Here is a 17,108-nt window from a genome sequence, read left to right as displayed (position 1 = left end):
CCCTGTGCGGCGGTGACCATGGCCTGGAGCCGGGGCCGGTGGCCCGGGGGAAGCGTGTCGACGGCGTCGGCCGCCTCCTGGACCGCCGCGCGCAGGGACCGATGCAGGGGGTGGTCGACGGGCAGCGGGGTGCCGAGCGCGTACTCGCCGAGGGCACGGGAGAGCCGCTGGCTCTCGCCCACCGACATCAGGCGGCGGGGAGACCCCGACGCCTGGGGCAGGCCGGCCATCAGGACCATCTGCACGAAGTGGGCGAGGCCCCGGACGGCCTCGTTGTCCAGGATGCGGTTCAGGGACTCGGCCAGGACGTCGTCGGGCAGCGGGGCCCTCTGCGCGAGAGCCCGGCGGTAGGCCTCCCGGCTCAGCTCCGCCAGCTCGGCCACGGCCTGCCGGATCTGCTCCGGCGTCATCAACTGCTCGCCGTCGTAGGCGAAGTGGCGCAGCTCCGTGAGGACCAGCGGGATGTCGAGGCGGCCGTCGTCGGTGTCCAGGGTCGGATACCGGTGGTCGTCCATGTCGACCGTCTGCTTCTGCGAGACCACCTTGCCCTCGGAGGTGCGTCCGGTCAGCAGGGAGGTCGTGTGCTCACGTGCGGAGGGGACGTCGCCGATCGTGGCGTCGAAGTAGCCCGGGAAGAGGGGCTTGTCCGGGGTGATGGTGCGGCGGTAGAGGTCCAGCAGCCGTCCGAGGGTGGCGGCGAGTCCCGCACTGATGGTGTCGTGGTGCCGGTCGAGGAAGCCCCTGGCCCGGGGCCGCAGCGCCCGCAGGACCCGGTCGAGGGCCGGACGTGACGCCACCGCCAGGCCGTTCTTCACCATGAACGCGGCCGGGCCCTGGTTGAGGATGACGCCGGTCGGCCGGGCGACGGCGTGGGCGTAGGCGAAGCGGAGGTAGCCCCACAGGTCGTCGACGTCCGGGACCGGGGCGAGGAAGGGGACGACGACGTCGGGCACGTCGGTCCGTCCGGTGACGGCGCGGACGAACTCCGCGGTGGCCTTCATCGCGAACTCCCGGCCGGAAGCCTCCACCGCCCCGATCGCGCCCTTGGGCAGCCGGTCCACCGCCCTGTCCTGGAGCAGGCTCAGGCCCAGGGCGGGGAAGCCCGTGGTGGGCTGTACGTAGGCGCTGTTCGTCCGGACCGGGGTCTGGCCGACCAGGGTCCTGCCGCCCAGTTCGGTGACCGTCCAGCCGTCCTCGGCGGGCAGCAGGTCGGCGAGGGCGGTCTGCGGGGTCGCGCCCGGCTGATCGCGGCCGTCCAGGGCCCGTTCCACCCGGGCGAGCCGCTCCAGCGTCTCCTCGGGGGACTGCCGCCGCTCGCCCGGGAGCACCGCCATCGGCTCGACGACGATCTCACCGATGAGGTAGCCGAACTGCTGGGGCTTCGGGTCGCCCGGCGCGGTGGACGGGAAGGTCAGGTGCAGGCGGCCGTCGGCCGTCCGCATGACGCTCGCGTGGTCCGTGACGATGCTGAAGCCGGGAGCGGTGGCCAGGACCTGCTTGGCCGGAACATCGCCGAGGCCGCTGATCACGAAGACCAGCCGCCGTTCGATCTCCAGGCCGATGGCTCCGTAGGCGCGGCCGGTCGCCGCGTCCAGCAGGGAGTGCGGGGTGGAGGACGACGCGGCGAAGGCGGGCAGGGCGCCCTCGACGGCCCGGCCCGTCGGGCCGACGACCAGGGCCCGCGCCTCGGACGCCGCGACCGGGGGCGGCGCGGAGGAGAGCTGTCGGCCGTCCCGGGCCGAGAGGTCCAGCCACATCACGCCGTCGAAACCGCCGAGGTGGTAGGCGGCCCACGCGTGGCCCAGCGCCTCCCCCTGACGCCGTGCCAGGACGAACGCCGCCGCGCCCGGCCCCTGGGCGGCGACGGTCCGGGCCACCGCCTCCCACGAGCCCACGGGGCTCCAGCCCGGCCCCGGGACCAGGGCGGAGGCCGGGGTCACGGTGCCGAGCGCCGCGTCGTCGACCGTGGCCGCGGGACGCACGCCGCCCGGGTACAGGGCGTCGCGGAGCGCGCCCAGCAGCACCAGGCACCGCCGCTCGGTGAGGCCCCGGCGCGGCGCGGGGCCCGCGATCCGCCGGGCCGTCGCCGTCAGCCGGGGGCGGCTGAGCGGGGCGGAGCGCGGTGGGGCGGGCGGGGCGGGGACGGGCGCGTGGGGCTGCGGCTCGTACGCCCCGTCGTGTCCGTCCCACAGGGCGCGGAAGGCCGCCCAGGTGTCCTCCTCGGCCCGGGGGTTGGCGCCCCAGTGGTGTACGGCCTTCGGGTCGGGTCCGTACAGCTCCTGGAGGAGCGGCAGCAGCGTCGGCTCGTTGCGCCGGACCCACTTCGCGCCGTTGTTGCGGGGGTGGCCGGTGTAGGGGTCGGTGCCGGTGTTCGTGCCGAGGTAGGCGTTGGTGAGCTGGGCGAAGTACTCGAACTCGTCGCGCGCCGAGTAGTTGCGCCGGGTGCCGGTGCTGTCGTACAGCGGTCCGTCGGGCCAGGCGCCGAAGCTGCCCGCCAGCACCTTGTCGAGGTACGCCTCGGTGATGAGCCGGCGCTGCTCGTCGGTGAGGCCGTGGCGGTGGAGGGCGTGCGCGAACTCGTGGGTCGCGGCGGAGTAGCCGTCGGCGTACAGCCCGGACCCGGGTACGGCGGTGGTGTCGCCCAGCAGGTTCTCCTCGCCGACGGCGGCCAGTCCGCCGGCCTCGACACCGCGCAGGATGTCGTAGGGGCGCGCGTTCTCGTCCGTCTCGCCGCGCAGGAGGCCGAACGCGTCGAGTGAGGTCGTCGCGGTGTCCTTGGGGACCACGATCAGCCGCGCGCCCTCGTTCAGCAGGCGTTCGGCCACGGCGGGCGAGCGCAGCATCCGGGCCACCTGCGCCCGCGCCTCGATGCCGGAGGAGACGGGGAGATCCACGCCGGGCGGTACGTCGACCATCAGGAGGGCGGCGGTCCGGGCGAACTCGTCGGCGGGCAGGGTCCGGCGCAGCCCGGCGGTGAGCGCCGGGTCGGCGGCCAGGGCCTCACGGTCGGCGGACGACAGGGACAGCAGCCGGGAGGTGCGCTCGTCCTCGGTCATCGCGGCCAGCCCGGCGGCCAGTTCGGTGCGCTCGGCGACGGGCAGGCCGGGACGCGGCGCGGGCGCCGGCGTCGCGGCGGCCGGCGGGGCCGTGGCGGTGGCCGTCGCCGAGGTCTCGGGGGGCGGGGCGGGCAGGGGCTGTCCGCGCAGCCGTCCGGCGCGGGTCGGACGGGCGGGCGCGGAGGAGACGGTGCTGCGCAGGGACGGCCCGTCACCGAGCCCTTCGGCGCGGCGGCCGGTCGCCAGCGCGTCGGCGAGGGCGGGCAGATCCTCCCACGCCTGGGTGTGGCGGCGCGCCTGCTCGCCCAACTCATCCCGTACGTCGATCAGTTCGGCCTCGATGCCGTCGACCTGGTCCTGGATCGTGTCGCGTACGCCGGTCGCCCGGCGCAGCCCGGCCTCCGCCTCCCGCAGGACCCGGCCGGCCTCGTCGACGGCCGTCTCGGCGCGGCGGAGGTTCCCGGCGAGGGTGGTCTCCCGGGCGACGGCCCGCTCCAGGCGGGTCCGCAGCCCGTCCGCCTCCTCGCGGGCGGTCTCCGCCGTTTCCAGGTCCCCCTCGCGCCGCTGGTGCAGGGCCCGGCCCCGGTCCCGGAGAGCGTCGGCCTGCTCGATCGCCGCGTCCAGGGCGTCCTGTCCGTCCGGGGACGCCGGGTCGGCGTCCGGGGCGGCGGCGACGAGCTCTTCGAGCCGGGCCACCTCGGCCCGGGCCCGCTGCCACCGGCCGTGGAGTCCGCGCTCCTCGTCGGCGGTGTCGTCGTAGCGGGCCTGCGCCTCCCGGGCCTCGGTGTCGAGCCGGGTGATCTCATCCCGGGCCTCGGCGATCCGGCCCCGCAGCGTGGTGAGTTCCGTCCGTACCGTCGCGGCGTCGCGGCGGGCGGCCGTGTGGGCGCGGTCGGCGTCCCGGTGTGCGGTGGTGGCGGTGTCCACGGCCCGGTCGGCGGTGTCCAGGGCGGCGAGCGCGCCGGGCTGCCGCCGGGTGAGCCGCCCCTCGCGGTACCGTGCGGCCGCCTCGGCCCGTACGGCGTTGAGGTGGACGCCGATGGTGTCCGCCACGTTCTGCCAGGCCTCGTCGGTGGCGGCCGTGGTGTCGGTGAGCGAGCCGTCGGCGGCGAAGGGCCAGATCCGGAGCCCCTGGCCGGTGCGGATGACGAGTTCAACCGGCTTCCCGGCCCGGGCGGCCGTGAGCGAGCCGACGAACAGGGCGCGGGCCAGCCGGGTGCCGTCCGGGTCGGGGCCGAGCGCGAGCCACAGCTCGGCCGAGGCGTCCTGCTCGTCGATGGCGTCCGCCAGCACGTCCGGCAGGTCGGTGACCGGGTGCTGGGCCCAGTCACGCAGGTCGTCCGCTTCCTGGTCGGCCAGGATCGCGGGCAGGTCGTAGATCCGGGGGCCCGGTCGCGCCGGAGTGACGCCGAAGCCGAGGACGTCGCGTTCCCACAGGCGGGTGGTGGAGCTGCCGGTGACGTACCGGACGCCGTCGGGGCCGTCGACCTCGATGACGGTGTCGACCAGGGTCTCGTAGGTGCGGGGGATGCGCCGGTCGTCCGGATCGCTGGTCGCGCCGGTCCGCAGCCTGCTGAAGGAGAAGGCGGAGGTGTTGCCGCCCGAGGAGAGGGCGTGGGGCTGCTGCGCCGCCAGCGGGAAGGTCACCCCGAGCACCTGGCTCTTGCCTTCGGCAAGGTTGTAGGAGCCCTGCTGGTTGAGGACGAAGGAGCCGGCGGCGGACGAGGCCACGGCCGCGGTGCGGTTCTGCCGCCGGACCCGGTCGATGGCGACGTCTCCGGCCTCGGTGACCGGCCGCGGGTTGTGCAGGGATATGCGCAGGGACGGCGCGGTGTCGGGGCTCTCGACCGGCCAGCTGCCGGGCATCACGTCGGTCAGCCCGGCTGCCGTGCGGGAGGGGTCGAGGGTGATCTCGCCCGCCTGGACCAGCTCGGCGAGGCGGGCGGCGACGGCCTCCGCGGAGGCGTTGGCGGGCAGCCCCCACGCGGCGGCCATGCGGGGGTCGACGTCGTGCAGCGCCCGCATCAGCTGCGGGGCGGCGTTGAAGTCGTACACCGGTGTCGGGCCGGTGGTCTCCAGTCGGGCGCCCTGCGGGAAGGGGGTGGTCCCCTGGGCCGCGGCGTCGGTGGCCGTGAGCAGCAGCGGGTCGGCCCCGAGCAGCGCGGGCGCCCGGGGCCCCTCGTGCCGCTTGGGCTGGTCGGCCTCGGAGGCGACGAACCGCAGGGCCGTCACGGCGGGTACGGAGACGCGGCTGACCGGGCGGCCGCGCAGCAGGCGTCCGGCCCAGCTGCGGACCCGCTGCGCCACGTCCCCTTCCAGGCCGGAGAGGTTGAGCAGGCCGGACTGGAAGAGGGCGCCGGGCAGGTTGGCGGGCCACTGCCATACAGCCTGGGAGCGGACGGTGGCGGTGTAGCGGTAGTCGACGGCGAAGTCGGCGACGCTGCCCGACCGGGTCCAGAAGCGGTCCTCGGTGGCCACTTCGGAACGGGCCGTACGGGCCCGGGTCTCGGCCACCGCCAGGGACGGGCCGGCGCGGTCCGTCCAGCCGGTCGCGCCGGGGCGCGGGTAGCGGGAGACCGGGTTGACCGTGCCCTGACGGGTGGTGGTGGTCCCGGAGGTGGTCACGCGGGACTGCGGGGTGTGGGTGTCGACGTGTTCCAGTCCGGTGCCCGCGCCCGCCCTGCGCCCGCGCAGGCCGCGCAGGGCGGGTGTCTGGAGCATCGGTTCGGCGGTCAGGGCGACCTCGACCAGGCGGGCCCCGCCGTAGGCGACGTGGAGGAAGTGGAAGCGCACCTGTCCGCCGGGGCCCCGCCCGGGCAGGGCGCGCAGCGCGGCGGGTTCGGTGACCCGGGCGATCTCGGTGGCCACGCCCGGCAGGTAGGAGGCGTGGCCGGGCCGGAGGGCGCCGGGCGCCTCGCTCTCCACCAGGGCCGTCAGCTCCTGGCGCATCCGGTCGCGGCGCTCCCGGCGGTTGGCCGTGTCGTCGAGCTGGGTGACCGTCAGGACGGTCGCCTTGCCCAGCTGCCGGGTCCGGGCGTACCGGTCGGGCAGCGGGACGTCGAGCGGGTTCAGGGTCAGCGCGGGGATGCCGGGCATGCCCTGGAACCAGGCCGCCAGTTGGGCCACGGCCTGGGCGGGGGCGAGGTACGTGACGGCGCGCGGCAGGTCGATGGCGACCGTGACCGGGGTGTAGGGGCCGAGGCCGACGGTGTTCCCCGCGACGTTGCGCACGCCCCAGCGGACGGTCAGCAGCAGCGTCAGGTCGTTGCCGATCCAGAGGGTGTCGCCGCTGTGCTCCGTGGCATGGGTGATCTTCGTGCCGGAGCCCACGGTGGCGGTGTCGTCGGTGCGGCGGGCCTGGGAGTAGCGGCCACCCGGGTTGGCCTGGTGGACCAGCAGCTCGGGCGGGGTCGGGGCCACCTGCAACGCCGTGACCTGGAGGTTGCCCTGGTGGTTGACGCCGACGCCGCGCTGTCGGCCCGAGGTGTCCCCGCTCAGGACGTCCTGCTCCGAGTAGAGCGATTCGGAGCCCAGGTTGCGGGGGTTGGAGAGGTAGCCGGTGACCTCCAGCATCATGACCTGGTCGGCCGCCATGCCGGGCAGCGTCAGCCCCTCCACCACATAGGCGCCGCCGAGGATCTGCGGGGCCCTGGAGATGAGCTGGCCGGGCCTGATCGCGTCCTGCCGGGCCTCGGCCGCCAGGGTGCCCCGGTCGTTCAGGGAGGCGCCCGCCACGGCGACGGAGGTCCACTTGTAGGTCGCCGCCGCCCCGTCCGTGGACGTCTTGGCCGCCCAGACCACCGGTGCGGCAGCCCAGTTGACGGCCGAGCCCGCCCGGTTGACGGCGCCGGACAGGCCCGCCGGGAACGCTTCCTTCATCGCGGAGCCCCGCCGGGCGGTCTCCGTGGCCAGCCCGGACAGCGTCGCGGAGGCGCGCTGGACGGCCCGTCCGACCCGGCCCCGGCCCGGACTGCCCGGGTAGGTGCCCGCGACGATTCTCCGCAGGGCCGTCATCAGCGCGGTGGTGCCCCGGAAGGTGTCGACGATGGCGCCCTCGGGGAGCCTGGTCAGGCCGGGCAGCGGGCGGCCGCGGTCGTCGACCAGGGCGAGGCGCCGCTGGTCGTCCCTCGGGCCGCCGTCGGTGACGGGCTGCCGGATCACATGTCCCGGAGGGGGCGCGGGGGCCGGGGCGGGCAGCGGCACCGGGGCGGGGACGCGGGTGCGGTAGTACGGCACCAGCAGGCGGACGCTCCCCGGCACGGTGGGCGTGGCGGCGGCCCCGAGCTGCATCTCCAGGTCGTCCTCCGCCTCCGGCTCCGCCTCGGGCAGCACCGGGTTCCCGTCAGCGTCGGTCTCGGCGAACCGGACGAGCGGGTCCTCGCCGGTGCCCTCGTACAGGTCGAGGCCGAGCCGGGCGGGCACCTCGAAGAGTTCGCTGCCGTTGCGGGTGGTCATCGTGAACTGGTCGTAGCCAACCTGGCCTGCGGTGGAGGAGGCGTCGGTGAGCTGCCGGGTGCCGAGGTAGTCCGGGGCCGTGTTCAGTCCCCAGGAGCCCTGGTCGATGGGGGCGTTGAGGCCGCCTCCGCCGCCGAGGGCGCCGCTCAGTGCGGTGCCCCGCTGGCGGCCGCCGCCGGACTCGTACGAGCTGGAGCCGACGTGCAGCACGTCGGGCAGGCGGCGGGTGTGGACGGCGGCCCGGGTGGTGTCCCGGGCCGCGGAGAAGACCAGTTGCACACGACGGGTGCCCGAGACCGCGTTCGGTCGCTCGAACCAGACCGACTCCCCGCCGTCCACGGCGTCCGGCGCCGACGAGGCGAGGCCGTAGGTCGAGCGCATCTGCCGCAGCCGCCGCAGGTTCTCCAACTGGGCCACCACGAGCGGCTCGTCCAGCCGGAAGACCGCCGACCTGTTCCGGTGCCGGGCGGGGGGCAGGAAGCCCTCCCTGCGCAGCCAGGCCTCCGCGGCGGTGAACAGCGGGTCCGCCCCGTCCACCTTCAGCGGCGTCTCGGTGTACCCGATGCTCTCCAGGTTCTCCAGGTGCTCGGGGAGTTCGCGCAGTTCCGCCGGGGTCGGGCGGTGGCCCGCCATCGTGGCGCGCTGCGCGATCCGCAGCCGCAGGCCGTCCGTCCACGGGCCGAAGGCCGAGCTGATCCGGCCGCCGCCGGCCCGGTGCAGCGTCGCGGTGTAGGCGACCCGGCCGCTGGTCAGCAGGTGGCTGCTCTTGGTGCGGAGCCCGTGCATGAGCGTGGCGCTGCTGACGTTGCTGAGCTGGTCGGTCAGCTGCCAGTTGACGGCGGCCTTGCCCATGAGGTTGCCGCCGAAGGACGCAGCGGCGGCCGGGTGGCCGGGGGTGTGGTCGGTGGTGAACGCCGGACCGCCGGCCGCCTCGACGCCCATACCGCTGGTGAGCTTCGCCGACTTGTCCACGCTGGACGCGTGCGAGAACCAGGTCTCCAGCGTGGACTTGCCGTCGGCGCTCTTGCGCATCGGCCGTCCCGGTTCGATCACCGCGGTCAGTTCCAGGACGCCGACCGCGTTGCCGTCGCCGTCCAGGAGGGTCGGCGAGAACACCCCGCCGTCCCGCTGGAGGTGTGGGGTGCCCTGGAGCATGCGCTGCGAGAGGAAGTTCTCCAGCGCCCGCTCCGAGTCCTCGTCGAGGTCCCGCAGCGCCGCGAACGTGTCGTCCTGGAGCAGTTCGGTCAGCAGGCGGCGCGGTTCGGCGACGCTGTCGCCGCCCCACAGCGGCAGGTCGTCCACGTCACCGGGCTCCGGAAGCGCGGTGGTGTCGTCGCCGTCGAAGGCGAGGTGCTCGTGGAACCAGATCGTGAGGGCGCCGTGCGACTGCTCGGCCTGCCAGTTGTCGTTCTCACCCACGCGAGGCGTGTCGACCTGGATCTGCCACCGGCCGTCCACGTCCATCGGGTGCGCGGGCTCCTCGGCCTGCTGCTTGCTCGTGACCAGGAAGGTCTCGCCGACGGTGACGGACTGGGTGAGCTGGTTGTGCGTCGCCGACACGTTGACGGTGCTGTCCCACCAGCGCAGCGCCCCGGCGCGGTCGTCCGGGAAGATCCCGCTCCACGGCACCGAACCGGTGCGGATGTTGCCCGAGCCCTCGACGTGCGAGGTGGACTGCCCGCCGCCGGCCCTGGCCTCGACGCCCATGTCCGGAAGAGTCGGCGGGCGCCGGCCGGTGTCGCCGCCGTACTTCGTGGACCGTACGGGGTCGGCGTAGGAGAGGCGTACGTCCACCGTCCGGTCTCGGCCGCCGTGCCGGAGCGTGATCCGGTATCCCTGGCGGCTGCGCAGGTACGGCCGGTTCAGCTCGATCTCCTCGGCGCTCAGCACGTCCTGGAGCCGGGTCAGCAGCCGCTGTCCGTCGGTGGTCTCCGGGTCGGCGCCGAGGGCCTCGACGATGCTCCGGTGCAGTCCGCCCAGGACCGGGTCGGGGGTCGGCTCGTGGAGGACGAGACCGACGTGCCCGTCGTGGCGTCGGCCGTGGTCGCGGATGTACTGCGACAGCGGGGCGGGCGCGACCGCGGTGGACGAGGTCGCCACCGCCGTGGACGACCCGGTCCCGGGGGCCCGTCCGGTGAACGTGTGGAGGGGGCCCTGCTGGGCGGACACACCGGGCAGGGCGGCGGGCCGCCGGGTCTGCCAGTGGTCGGGCCGTGCGGCCGTCCCCTCGGTCAGGACGATCGTGTTCCGGCCGTTCACCGGATGCGGGACGAGGGCGCTGGGCAGCTCGGACAGCAGGGTCGTGCGGGCCGTTCCCGCCCGCCCGGCGAGGTGCTGCGCGAGGCTTCCGGGGTTGGTGTGGGAACCGATCACCAGGAGCGGGGCACGCAGGGCGATCTGCTGGTGGACCCGGTCGTGGCGGAGCAGGGCGGCGATCTCGCTGCCCGGCACCCAGCGGCTGGAGCCGTCGGTCCACGGCATGGCGACATGGCCGTTGGTGCTGTCCGCGGTGAGCACGTACGCCTTGGCGGCCGATCCCCTGGGGGCGTCGGGCCACGGCGCCGGGTGCGGGGTGGCGCCGTCCGGGCCGCCGTCGGGCGAGACGAGGTACCCCTCGGTCGCGATGTCCCCGGTGACGGTCCCGCGGGTCCAGTTGCGGCCGGTCGGCACGCCGTCGGCCATCAGCCGGGTGCTGTCGTCGAGAGCGCCGTGCCGTACGAGGTCCCACGCGGCGAGTTCCGTCGGGTCCGCTGGGTCGAACCCGGTGACCGCCGCACCGGCCATCAGCCACAGCAGCCGGTCGCCCGCCTCGTCCGGCGTCGGGGCGGCGGAGCCGGGCAGGTGCAGCGCCTTCTTCGCCAAGGCGACGGGGTCGGTCACCGACCGCAGGGCCTCGGCACCCTTGACCGCGCCCCACACCAGCCGGCTCACGTCCGCACGGGAGACCGCGCCCGCGTCCGGCAGCCGCAGCACGTCGGCGGCGAGCGCGGCCAGATCCCGCCCGGCCAGGCGCTTCAAGGCCCAGTCCAGCGACGGCATGGGCGTGTACTGGTGCAGCGTCAGCCGCCCGGCGGCAGCCTCGTCCCTCTTCCCGGCGGCGTCGAGCAGGACTCGCCGGACGTCGTCCCGGGACGGCGGGTCGTTGCTGGTGCGCTGGTGGCGGGCGTGCGTGACCAGGTGCAGGTGGTGGAGGGTGAACGGGCCCAGGACGCGCAGATGCGGATCGGCCCGGCGCATGTTCTCCAGGGCGCCGATACCCCTCAGCAGCGCCTCGAACCGGCCGTCCGATGCCACGTCGGCGCCGAACGACCGCCGCAGGGCCTTCACGAGGCGCAGCGTGGTGTCGAGGACGTCGGCCGGTACCGGCCCGTCCCCGGTGTGCAGGTGCGCCGTACGCGCCAGGGCGGCGAGTTGGGCCGGGCCCGGTTCGGGGAGCAGCAGGCTGCGCACGCCCTGCTCGCCCGAGGGGCTCGCCAGCGCACCCGCCTTCGGGGTCGCCCCGTGCATCAGCACATGAACGCGGTCCACCGCCATGACCCCGGCACCGCTGCCGTTGGCCACGCCCTGCGCGTACGAGGTGGTGCCGAGGACGTCGAAGACGTACGGGGGCTCCCCCGCGTCCGACAGATAGGGCAGGTCCTCCGCCGTGGCGTCGGCCCAGCACGAACCGAGGTCGATGACGGCGTTCGGGCCGAGCTTGCGCATGCTGGGCCGGCGGCGGATGTAGCGGCCGGTCTCCTCGCCGCCCACCTGGACTGGCGGGCTGCCGTCGGCCATCTCCATCACGCCGCGCAGCGGCTGGCCGTGCTGCGCGAAGTGGTAGACCGGCCGCCCGTTCTCCAGCAGCGCGGCCGGTTCACCGATCGCACCCTCCGACACCGGGTCGAACTGGACGAACTCGGTGATCTCAGCCATGGATTCGAGCATGGGCTCGTTCGTGACCAGGTCGGGGTCGGACATGGTGACGCGGCCGATGGACCGGCCGTCGTCGCCGATGGTCCGCGTCTTCAGGGCGGGGTCGGGGAGGATCGTGCCGTTCAGCGCGGTCACGAAACCTTCCTCGGCGACTCCGCCGGGGCCCAGGTCGTCGGCGTCGCTGCCGAACCATCCGCCCAGGGGCAGGCCCTCGGACCGCCGGTTCTCCACGACGATCCGCTCGACGCCGGTGGCGGGGTCGGTGACCAGACCGACCTGCCCGCTGTGCGCCCAGACGCCGTCGCGGCCCGTCCGGAACGCCAGGGTGCGGGGCAGGGCGAGGCCCTGGTCGCCGCCGTGGGCGAGCACGAGGACGACGGGCGTGTCCGCCGGGAGTCCGACGATTCCGGGGTCGTGGGCCACCAGCTCCACGAACTCCCGCCAGGTCACCTGGATCTGTCCCTGCCCCCACGGCAGCATGACGTGATCGTGTCCACCATCGGCCACCACCACGTACGCGCCGCTACCGGCGTCCCACAGGGGGTAGAGCGGCCCCTGGAACTGGCCGTTCCGGCGCTGCCACACCTGGGTGGTGTCCACCGGCCCGACGGGTCGCCCGGTGAGGTTCAGCCCGTGGTACGCGCCGTTCGCCGCCATGATGTGGCGCCCGTGGTCCAGCGCCCCGCCGGTCGCCAGGTGGTAGGCGCCGAGCGCGTCGACGCTCGACGACCATCCGGCGGCCATCGCGTTCTCCACCGTGACGAGGAGCTGGGCCCGCTGCCCCGCCGAGACCTCGGAGTCCGTGGGCAGGTGCAGAACGCGCCGGGTCAGGCCGTCGATGTCCGGCGTGGCGCCGGGCTCCTCCAGCAGGGCCAGCCGCTCCAGTTCGGCGGCGGCATACGACTGGTTCGAGGCGGGGGCACCCCCCGGCAGCCGTGGAGGCAGGCCGAGTTCACGCCGTACCCGGGCGGCCAGTTCCGTACCCGACACCGCGTCCGCACCGTGCACGGCGAGGTGCTGGGCCACCTGCCGTACGGCGTCGAGGTAGTCGCCGCGCGCGTGGCGGGAGTCGGCGAGCACGGGGTGCAGCTCCAGCGGCAGCACCAGCGATGTCGCCCGTCGCCACGCCTCGGCCGGATCGGTGCCGGCCGGCGCTCCGGCGCCCCGGAGCGCGTCGAGCGCGAAGTTCTCGTGGGCGGCGCTCCAGGTGCGGCGGGAGGCGCGCGCCGCGATACCGTCGAGCGCCTCGGACCAGGGGCCCGGCCGGTTCATCAGCAGGCGCACCCGCTGGACCGGGTCGGTGATCCCGCTGTCCTCGAAGCGCACGGAGCCGTTGAGAGCGGCCTCCAGCGCGGGGCCCTGGTCCGGAGTGACCCCGGCGGCGGCCAGCTCCTCCGGCGTGACGAGGTCGTCGGGCGCCGGGCGCGGCGGGTCGGTCGGCAGGTCGTCGGCGGTGACCAGGGCGGCCGTGAACCGCCGTTCGGCGTCCGTCCGGGACACGCGCGGCACGATCGACGCGACGGCGGCGTCGTGGGCGGCGTCCGCGCCGAGGTCGCGCAGCCGGTCCAGGGCGGCGTCGAGCCGCCGCTGCGCCGTGCTCAGGTCCTGCCAGGCGTCGTACAGCCGCGCGGTGTCGTCGGTGCCGCCCCGGCCGCTGGTCACCCGCGCGTCGAGCGTCGAGACGGTGCGGGCCGCCCGGCCGAAGGCGGCGACGGCGTCCTCGTGCTCGCGGCGGGCCGCGTCCACGGCGTCGTCGACTGTCGCGCTGCCGGGGAAGTCCAGCAGGACCGGCTCGTCGGCGGACGCGGTCTCCTGCTCCGCGCTCCGGCCCTTGCCCTTGCCCGCTCCGGGGGTGGTCCCCCGGCCGTCGCCCCGGCCCTCGGTGGCGAGGGGAACGGCGGCGGGCGGGGTCTCCTCGACGTCCTGCGCGACGGCCTCCTGCCGGGCAGCCGGCCGAACGTCCGCGTCGGAGTCCGTGGCGGATGCCGGGGTCCGGGACGGCGTTCCGGTCTCCGTCGGCGCGGCGGAGGTGGTGCGGAAGGGGACGGCCGCCCGGACCGGGACCTCGGGGTCCACGCTGCCGGCAGTCGGCGTTCGCAGGGCCTGCGCCGGGTCGTCGATGCCGCTCGGGGGCCGGGTGCCCCGCGCGGTGATCGGGTGGTCGGCCACGGCGGCGCCGGTGACGACGGACTCGACCGCCTGGAGGAAGTGTTGCGGAACAGCCGGGCCGGGCGTACCGGTGCCCGTGTCGCTCTGCCGCACCAGTCGGCGCAGGAGGGCCTCGGCCGCCGGGCCCCGGTCCGGTATGCCTGCGTAGCCCAGCAGTTGTCGGAGCACCGCCGCGTCGTCGCGGGTCCGCCGCTCCGCCGCTTCCTCCGGGGAGGCGGCCGGATCGGTGCTGTGCAGACGCCAGTTGAGGTGGTCGGAACCCTCCGGTATGACGGTCCGGCTCAGTTCGACGGCCTCGGCGTGGTCGGGCGCGGCCGTGAGCGTGACGTCGATGTGGAGCTGGTCGCCCGAGCCGGGGAGCTGGAGACCGTGGTTCAGGTGGGTGTCCAGGAGCGTGCGCATCCGCTCCTGGAGGGCGTCCAGTTCGGCCGGGGAGAACCCCTCCCCCGTCCGGACCGGCAGGTGGAGCGAGACGTTGCTGAGCCAGCGGCCGTCGTCGGCCTGGATGCGCTGGACCCAGGCCCGTACGGGGGTCTGCGGGCTGTCGAGCGGCGTCGTGTCCGCCGGGGTGCGGCCGACATCGGACGGCGGGTCGGTCCGTACGGCGGTGGCGGGGGCGTCGGTCCGCCCCGACCGCCACTGCTCGGGCCGCACGGGGTCGGCCACCGGCACGGCGGGCTCGGACGTGGGACCGGCGGGGAAGCCTGTCCCGGTCTCGGCGCCCAGGTCCCCGGTGAACTCGTTGGCGGCCTCGCCGGCGGAGAGGTCCGAGGAGGTGCGTACGGCCTCCGGCGCGGCCGGGACGTCCTCGGGCCCGGTGGTGCTCCGTCCGCCGCCGGGAGCGCGGGCGCTGTCGTCGGAGCCGGTGCCCCGGGGCTGCGGAGGAGCCGGGCTCTCCGTGCCGCCGGCCGTTTCCTGCCGGGCCTCCGCGTCCGCCTGGCCGGTCTCCTGCCCGCTCGGCAGCTCGTCGGCGTCGCCGGGCTCGGCCGGGCCGTTCTGGGAGGGCTGCTGCGAGGAGTTCCCCGTACCGGAGTTGCCCTGCTGTGCTCCCTGGTTCCCGGCTGCGGGCGCGGGGGTGTTCGATCCCGCCGAGGTGGCGATGGGGGTGGGCGGAGCCACGGCGTCGGCGTCCGTATCGGCCTGGTCCGCCGTGCCGTCCGTCCGCTGGTGCGCGGTGTCGTCGAGCCCTGGCTGCCCGCCGGTGCTCCGGCCGCCCGTGCCACGTCCGGGAGCCTCCTGACCGGTGCCGTCGTCCTGACGCTGGTCCTGCACACCGTCCGCGTCCGTGTCGGCCGAGACGTCGTCGGGAAGGTGGGAACCGTCCGTGCCGTTCGAGCCGCCGATGGTGCTCGGGTCCGGTGCGGAGGACGAACCCTTGGGCCCGCCCAGGTTGTTGGGGAGGTCGTTCGTCGACCCCGACGTGTCCGGAGACGTACCCGGCAGGAGGTCGGGCGCCAGGTCCGGCGTCAGATCGGGGGTGAGGTCCGGTGTGGTCTCCGGAGTCAGGTCGTACGAGGTGAGGTCGGTGTTCGTCCGGGTCCCGGAGGTGCGCCCCGACGTCGGCGGGGGCGTCAGCGGCGTGCTGTCGGGCAGGGACGAGGACGGCAGCGTGGAGGGCGTGGACGAGGAGGAGGGCAACGACGTAGTGGGAGGAGGCAGTTGAGGCAGGGACGACCCGCTCGTACCGGTGACGCCGTTCGTACCGGTGACGCCGCCGGCCCCGATGACGCCGTTCGTACCGACCACGCTGTTGGGCCCGACGACGTTGCCGGGGTTGAGGAGGCTGTTCGGCCCGGTGACGCCGTTCGGGCCGCTGGTGTTGCGCGGGGAGAAGTCGGTGGGACGGGTCAGCGCGTCGGATCCCGCCTTCGGCAGGGTGTTCACGCCGGCCGGCGGCGACACGGCCGGCGGGGGCGTGTACGTGGCCGGCGGCAGGGTGCCGATCCCGCTGCCCGGACCGTTCGGCAGGTCGGCCGAGACCGTGTTGGGGTACGGGGTCGCGGGGCCGGGGGTGAACGGATTGGCCTTCACCACCGGGGGGCTCTTGACGTCCGTGCCGCTCGCCGGGCCGCCGGGCTTCTCCGAACCGGACGGTCCGCCGTCACCGCCGCCCAGGACGCTGTTCGGCCCCGGCATGTCGTTGATGTCGGTGAACCGGTCGCTGTTGAAGTAGTTGTTGTAGATGGAGAAGGCGCCCGCTCCGATGGCCAGCCCCGCGCCCATTTCGAAAACGGTGCTGGTGCCGGAGCCGACGAACGTCTCCCACTTGAACTCCCACTTGTCGTAGAAGGCGCCGTTGATGATGACTTCGGCGGTGCTCTCGGCTGCACCGCCGACCACGAAGGTGGTGACCACGACCGGCGGACCGTTCACGATCCCCTTGAACACCAGGCCGTCCGGGTCGATCTTGAACTTGCTGAAGACGTCCCCGAGGAGGTCCTTGAAGAAGTTCTCGAGTGGCTTCAGGAACTTGTCGAAGATCTCCATGAAGCCGGCGGTCAGCGCGCCGAAGGCCGCCGCGACACCGACGTCCTTCCAGTCCACTCCCCCGGGCTTCCGGCCCCCGGTGTTCAGCCCGATCTGCGCCAGCCGGACCGACAACGCCACGATGGCCTCCTGGATCGCCTCGCCCAGGGGCGACCCGATGTGCGACATCCGCAGCAGGCGGTCGATGATGATGAGGATCGCGAGCTTGCTCCGGGCCCGCGCGAGGAACATCTGCGAGACCGAGGCACCGCCGGTGAACGCGATCAGCGCCGCCAGGATCGCCAGTTCGGCGATCAGCATGATGATCTCGGCGATGATCTCCCACTTGGACGCCTGGATCTTCTGCGAGTAGTCCACCTGGCCGTTGGCCAGCTCGTCGAGCTGGAACAGCAGCTGCTGGACGGGGTCGGTGCCGCCCGGTTCGTCGGTGAGCATCCGCACACTCTCGATGTACGGACGCGCCACCTCCGGCGGCAACGCCGCCTCCACCATCTGGATCGTCTCCCGCGAGGCGGCGCGCAGATCCATCAGGCCCCTCTGGAGGGCCAGGTAGAGCTCACGACTTTCCCACGCCAGATTCTCCCTGGCCTGCAAGGGCATTTCGCCCAGCAGGATCCAGAGCATCGTCCGGACGTCCGGCGGAAAGTCGATCTCTTCCACTTAGTGCCGGCCACCCTGGGAGGAGTCGCCCGGCGTGTCCAGGCTGGACATCTGCCGGTCGATCTCGTCACGCGCGTAGTTCGACACACCCTCGATGTGCTGGCCGTTCGCCCAGACCGCCTGGCCCAGCTCGGTGAACGCGCTGCTGAGGGCCCTGACCAGGTCCAGGCAGGACTGGTTGTTCGCGTCGTACTTGGGCAGCACTTCGTGGGCGAAGTCGTCGCTGTAACCGGCCCAGCCACGGTAGTTCTGGATGTCGGAGATGAAGTTGTCGCCGATCTTGGCCGCCTGCGCGGGCAGTTGCTCCATCATCTGGCTGGCCCGGCGCAGTTCGCCGGGGTTCGCGGTGAACTTTCCTACTGCCAT

Annotated in this window: 2 protein-coding genes (1 of these 2 running past the window's edge); both read right to left on the bottom strand. The window is 74.4% G+C overall.

What is annotated here, in order from left to right; all coding sequences use genetic code 11:
- Window positions 1-16,742, bottom strand: the 5' end (the start) of a protein-coding gene (locus tag AC0VY3_RS08315; RefSeq protein WP_475549312.1) for a lonely Cys domain-containing protein. It extends 23,476 nt beyond the left edge of the window; only the first 16,742 of its 40,218 coding nucleotides appear in the window; its start codon is at window positions 16,740-16,742; its stop codon lies beyond the left edge, outside the window.
- A complete protein-coding gene (locus AC0VY3_RS08310) occupies window positions 16,743-17,108 on the bottom strand; it encodes a hypothetical protein (RefSeq protein WP_103512419.1) in 366 nt (121 codons plus the stop codon).

The organism is Streptomyces sp. iso_384 (assembly GCF_056172905.1).
Note: the sequence above shows the minus strand (reverse complement) of the source record. Positions and strands in the feature narration are given on the sequence as shown.